The organism is Anaerolineales bacterium (assembly GCA_022866145.1).
Lineage (GTDB): Bacteria > Chloroflexota > Anaerolineae > Anaerolineales > E44-bin32 > PFL42.
The window spans coordinates 1-4,856 of record JALHUE010000262.1 but is presented as its reverse complement, the minus strand read 5'-3'; the positions used below and the strand labels follow the sequence as shown (position 1 = coordinate 4,856).

The following is a 4,856-nucleotide window of genomic DNA, read 5'->3' as shown; positions in this document are numbered from 1 at the left end:
TATTTATAAGAAGTATGGACATGAGGAGGGCGGTCGTGGTAGAGTCGGCGCATGGCCACCCCCACTCGGGACACGATCCTGCGGAGCTTGCGCGCCCAAGGGCGCTGCACGGTCAATCAGCTCGCCGATGCGGCGGAAGTCTCCCCGGTGTCGGTTCGCCACCACCTGGCGAATCTGCAGGCTGAGGGCTGGGTCGGGGTCGAAGAGGTCAAGCATGGAGTCGGCCGGCCGCGGCACCAGTTCTTCCTGACCGAGGCCGGCATGGACCTGGCCCCCGCCCGCTACTACCGCCTGGCGAACCGGCTGCTCGACGAGATCAAGGTCAGCCTACCGGAGCACCAAATCCAGCTCCTGTTCAGCGGCGTGGCCAGCAGCATGGCGGACAACCACGCGCTCCAGCTCGAAGGCCTGCCCTTGCAGCAGAAGCTTGCCCGGCTCGTCGACCTGCTCTCCGAGGAGGGCTTTGACGCCCGCTTGGAAGACGCCGGCGACAAAGTCATCATTCGCGAGTTGAGCTGCCCGTACTACCGCATCGGGCTCCAGCATCCCGAAGTGTGCAACGTTGACCAGGCCTTCATCGCCACCGCCCTCAACCTTCCGGTCGAGCGTGTGAGCTGCCTGTTAGGCGGCGACAGCAACTGCACTTTCGCCGTGACCAAGGAGCCAGTGAAGCAAGGAGGCGCCGGCCTATGACAGAACAAACGGACAACGGGGTGAGCTGGGAGGCCGACTCCACCCACCCCGAACAGGCCGCTCGGCTGCGGGAGGCCCTGCGTCAGGTTGTCGATCCGGAAATCGGCCTGAACATCATCGAGCTGGGATTGATTCGGGAAGTGGCGATTGCCGATCCCGCCCTCAAGATGCGCATGATCCTGACCACACCTTTCTGCCCCTATGGACCGGCGATGCTGGAAATGACCCGCACCAAGGCCCAGGAGGCCTCCGCCATGGAGGTCGAGCTGGAGCTGGGCATGGAGATGTGGGATCCCAGCATGATGGAGGGTGGCGCCGGCGCCGCCTGGGGCTTCTGAGCAGCCCAACTCTCAAACGACGAACCCGGGGCAGCCTGGTTGGCTGCCCCGTTTGCGTGCCGGGCTCGCTGGACGCGAGCAGGGCCGAGGATGGACTCAGCCGCGCCTGCGCTCTCGGGCCGTGAGTAGGCTGAGGATCCCAACAGACAGCAGCAAGAACCTCAGCCCGACGGCGAAGGTTGCGCTCACAAGCACCAGGATCGTCCCAGCCGCCGCTACCAGCATCCAGCCAGAAGGCCCGTTCTGTCGGAGATCCACCAGCCGGGCGCGGAGGCGATGCAGGAATTGAGGGTTGGGCTCGACTGGAACAAGGGTCGCCTGGAGCAGCTGCTCGAGCTGCTGCTGACTGAGGAGATTCCTGGACCTAGCCGATTGTGTCATGCCTGCCTTCCCCGTCTGCGGGCAGTCGCCGCCCGCCAGACCGATCTACTCGTCTTCGGCGTCTTCCCGCTGGCCAGTTTGGCCAGGCTCGTCCGGCACCAGGAACTCGCCTCCCGACAGCGAAAAGCGGAGGCTGATCAGGGTCCGGTGGTACAAGCTCTTGATGGCGCCTTCTGTCTTTCCCGTGATCTGCCCGATCTCGGCGTTGGACAGGTGATCGACGAACTTCAAGATGAGAAGCTCTTGCCGGTCCGGCGGCAACGTGCGGACCACATCCAGCAGCCGGCGCTGTTCTTCACGCATAATTGTCGCGACTTCCGGATGCGACGACGGGCCCGAAGCGACGATCCGCTCATCCAACGGGACGATTTGCCGGCGGCTACGATCGCGATGCCAGTTCGCCACCAAGTTGTGGGCGATCCGATAGAGCCAGGCGGAGAACGGAACCCCTTGATCTCGGTAGCGGCCGATATGGTGCATCGCTCGTTGGAAGACGCGCGCCGTTAGGTCTTCGGCCTCCTGTGGGTCCCCGGTGCGGTAGTAGATGTAGCTGTAGATCCGGCCCACATACCGGGTGTACAACTCGCCGAAAGCATCGGGGTCCGAATCGGCGCGGCGGATCAGTTCCAGGTCCTCAGGCGTCTGGCTCATCCGGCCTTGCCGCCGCGCGGCACCTACTGAGACAACACCGTTCTCGGCAACTCGTTCCCCTTTGCAGGCAGAATTCTCCCGCAGTTGTCATGCATGCCCTCGATCGGCGTTGTGTGCCCTTGTCTTCAGGAAGTCCAACGCCTGCCGGGCAGCCTGAAGCCGGGCCGGTGAGTCGACAACCCCCCCGTAGCGCGCCTCCTGGAAGGCCTTAGTGAGGGCCTGGATTTCGCCTTCCCCGCCGGGAAAGACCGCACTCAGCGGGCCAACCAACTCCAGGGGAGTCTCGGCAGGGCGGCGGGGTCGGCCTCGGGCCCCCGCCATCGCCAGGAGCTGCAGGTACAGCCCTCGCAAGCTGGCGCCTGAAACCCGCCCTGATGCCAAAGCCTGTGCCGCCCGTCGGCGCAGGCCATTCCAGGCCTGGCGGAGCCTTCCCGCTTCCGGCGCCTGCACGGCCTCGGCTTCCGGAGACGCCGGCTCAAACCCGGATCCCGGTCCCCAGGCAGCTGCCAGCCCCATCCCCCCCATCCCGCGGACGGCGAAGTACGCCAACAGACCCAGAATCAACAGGCTGAAGATCAGCTCAAGCTGTTGACCCACGGCTGCCAGAAAAGGAATCGTGGCCGAAGGTGCGGCGGGGATCGGGGTAGCAGCCGCGGCGGAGGCTACCGACTGGACGGTCGCGCCTCCCGGCGGCGCCTCGACCTGGAACCAGCCAACCAGCAGCGACCCCAAACCGATCACCAAGCCGGCGATTGCCGCCAGGATCGCGACCAGCACACCCGCAATCCATGCTAGAGCCTCGCCTGCAGCCCGGAGCACCCCCGGGTGTGCCAGCCCGGCTCCGAGCAGCAGGCCGACCGCCAGGACCCCTACGCAGACCGCCAGAAGCGTCAGCAGCCAACGGCCGCGGAACGGAAGGCGGGCAGCGGCCCGCACCTGGCCAAGATAGCTGGCACGGCCCAGCCCCACACCGATCAGACCGCTGGCGACAGTCAGGCTGATGCTCCCCACCAGCTGGGGGGACAGGCCTGGCTGGAAGACCAACAGGTATGCCGCCAACCCCAGCAGGGCGCGTTGCAGGCGAGAGGTAGCTGACGACGGGTTCAGTCCATCGGTGCCTGCCAGGGGCACTGCCTCCCGCCATGTCCAGCAGACGGCCAACAGGAGGGCCGCCTGACTGGGGACTTGCAGCAGGGTGAGCGCCAGCTCGCGGGTGCCTGCGGTCGGAGGGACGGGCGGACAAACCAGGCTGCTCGTCGCCGCCAGGGTCAGCCCCAACCAGAGCCCGAGGGCAGCCATGCCATACACTTGCCGTCGAACCGCTTCCCGGACCCGGGCCCGCAGCAGCCTTGAGAGAACAACAGCCAGCCCGCCACTGAGAAACAGGAATAGCAGCCACCAACCGGCGGTCAGGCGATCACAGGCGGCGAAGTACGTCGCCATCCAGGGTGCTGTCCAGGAGGCCTCCAGCAGCAGGAGTGAGGTGATGCCGAGCCCATTCCGCAGCCAGCGGTAGGGGTCTATGGCGAGTGGGGGCTCGGAGAGGGTCATGTCGCCAGGGGCTGAGGGATGCCGGATGGGAGATGCAAGACGTCGATTCCACGCAGACGCGGGACGGGGTCCGCCGTCAGGGACACCAGCGTCAGCTTGCGGGCGCGTCGGCGCAAACGGGCGATCGCCTCCAGCGTCTCCGGGCTGAGGACCGCCGAGATGACAACCAGGGAAGCGCCATATTCCAGGAAGGGGGTTTCACGCAGCAAGAACCTGTCAAAGGGCGTTGGGATCAGGTAGGTCAACCCAGCCAGCGCTTCCAGCAGCTTCGGCAGCTGGCCCGGCGCTCTGCTGGGGGGGAAGCGAAAGGGCCGCCCTGACCGAGCGACGCTTCCGTTCGAGACCAGCCCGACACGGTAGCCCTGCTCAAAGGCCGCGTAGACGAACGAGGCCGCGGTCTCCACCAGCCGGTCCAGCTGCTCCTTGTCCACCCCCATCCAGGCCTGAGCGTAGGTGGCCGCGTTCAGGAAGAGGATCAAGTCCAGTCCCGCGACCGGCTGGAACACCCTCGATTGCAGACGGGAAGCTCGAGCGGAGGCCGGCCAGTGGATGCGGCGGAATCCATCCTCCGGTCGGTAGTCCCGGACACCGCAGGGTTGGGCAGTGTCCTCATACAGCCTGCGCGGTGAGTGACGTAGGCCAAAGGGATCCTCCGGCCTGATGCCCAGGTCCGCCAGCCGAGTCACCCGAGGAAACACGACCAGCTGGTCCTTGTGGGAATGAAGGGACTCGGACTGGAACAACCCGAAGCCATCGCCGCTGCTCATCCAGGCCGGGCCGAGAAGGTGCACGCCACGCCTGCGCAGTGCAAGCTGGATTTCGCGCCGCACGCTCTGGCGCGGATGCATGGAAAGCACCAGGTGCAGGTTGCCGAAGCCGGACAAGTGCGAAGGCGAGAGCAGGCTCTTGTCCTCCGGGGCGATCTCCAGCGGCCAGCGATCGACGATGCGCAACCATGGCAGCGGCAGCCGCTTGCGGTTCTCCACCCGCAGCCAGCATCTCACCTGCTCTCCCGGGAAGCCGCGGGAATGGTCGAGACGCCGCTGGTAGGAAACCCCCTGAAGTGAAAGCCGATTCCAGATCCACGCCGCCCCCACCCCCACGGACGTCAGGGCCGCCAGGACCAGCAGGCCGGGCGAGCCGGCGAGGTAGCCCAGGCTGAGCAGGAGAACGGTGGTTCGCAGCCACCAGCTGCCGCTCATGGCGCTAGGTCTCGACCGGGACCGGAACTTCGGAGAGGAT

General features: G+C 66.2%; 6 protein-coding genes. 2 read left to right on the top strand and 4 right to left on the bottom strand.

Going from position 1 to position 4,856, the window contains the following annotated elements:
- The first annotated feature begins 51 nt into the window (after positions 1-51).
- Both MUO23_08130 and MUO23_08125 read left to right on the top strand, forming a co-directional pair.
- Positions 52-693, top strand: a complete 642-nt coding sequence (locus MUO23_08130) for an ArsR family transcriptional regulator (GenBank protein ID MCJ7512923.1) — start codon at positions 52-54, stop codon at positions 691-693.
- Positions 690-1,031 carry an iron-sulfur cluster assembly protein gene (locus MUO23_08125; protein ID MCJ7512922.1) on the top strand — a complete coding sequence of 114 codons (342 nt, stop codon included), beginning with the start codon at positions 690-692 and terminating at the stop codon, positions 1,029-1,031. Before MUO23_08130 ends, MUO23_08125 begins: the two co-directional genes overlap by 4 nt.
- 96 nt (positions 1,032-1,127) lie before the next feature.
- Here MUO23_08125 and MUO23_08120 read toward each other — a convergent pair whose 3' ends face one another.
- From MUO23_08120 to MUO23_08105, 4 genes are all read right to left on the bottom strand, one after another.
- Positions 1,128-1,412, bottom strand: coding sequence for a hypothetical protein (locus MUO23_08120; protein MCJ7512921.1), 285 nt, complete (start codon positions 1,410-1,412; stop codon positions 1,128-1,130).
- Positions 1,413-1,457: 45 nt separating this feature from the next.
- The gene (locus MUO23_08115) at positions 1,458-2,063 is read right to left on the bottom strand and encodes a sigma-70 family RNA polymerase sigma factor (protein MCJ7512920.1); all 606 of its coding nucleotides are present in this window, start codon (positions 2,061-2,063) and stop codon (positions 1,458-1,460) included.
- Positions 2,064-2,150: 87 nt separating this feature from the next.
- Positions 2,151-2,384 (bottom strand): DUF4129 domain-containing protein, encoded by a 234-nt coding sequence (locus tag MUO23_08110; protein MCJ7512919.1) that lies wholly within the window; start codon positions 2,382-2,384, stop codon positions 2,151-2,153.
- Between the two features lie 1,226 nt (positions 2,385-3,610).
- The gene (locus MUO23_08105; GenBank protein MCJ7512918.1) at positions 3,611-4,816 is read right to left on the bottom strand and encodes a DUF58 domain-containing protein; all 1,206 of its coding nucleotides are present in this window, start codon (positions 4,814-4,816) and stop codon (positions 3,611-3,613) included.
- Between the last annotated feature and the right edge of the window lie 40 nt (positions 4,817-4,856).

Bases quoted from the DNA above. Each gene is read 5' to 3' on its own strand.
- MUO23_08130 (MCJ7512923.1), top strand. From the start codon at position 52: ATGGCCACCCCCACTCGGGACACGATCCTGCGGAGCTTGCGCGCCCAA.
- MUO23_08125 (MCJ7512922.1), top strand. From the start codon at position 690: ATGACAGAACAAACGGACAACGGGGTGAGCTGGGAGGCCGACTCCACC.
- MUO23_08120 (MCJ7512921.1), bottom strand. From the start codon at position 1,412: ATGACACAATCGGCTAGGTCCAGGAATCTCCTCAGTCAGCAGCAGCTC.
- MUO23_08115 (MCJ7512920.1), bottom strand. From the start codon at position 2,063: ATGAGCCAGACGCCTGAGGACCTGGAACTGATCCGCCGCGCCGATTCG.
- MUO23_08110 (MCJ7512919.1), bottom strand. From the start codon at position 2,384: ATGGCGGGGGCCCGAGGCCGACCCCGCCGCCCTGCCGAGACTCCCCTG.
- MUO23_08105 (MCJ7512918.1), bottom strand. From the start codon at position 4,816: ATGAGCGGCAGCTGGTGGCTGCGAACCACCGTTCTCCTGCTCAGCCTG.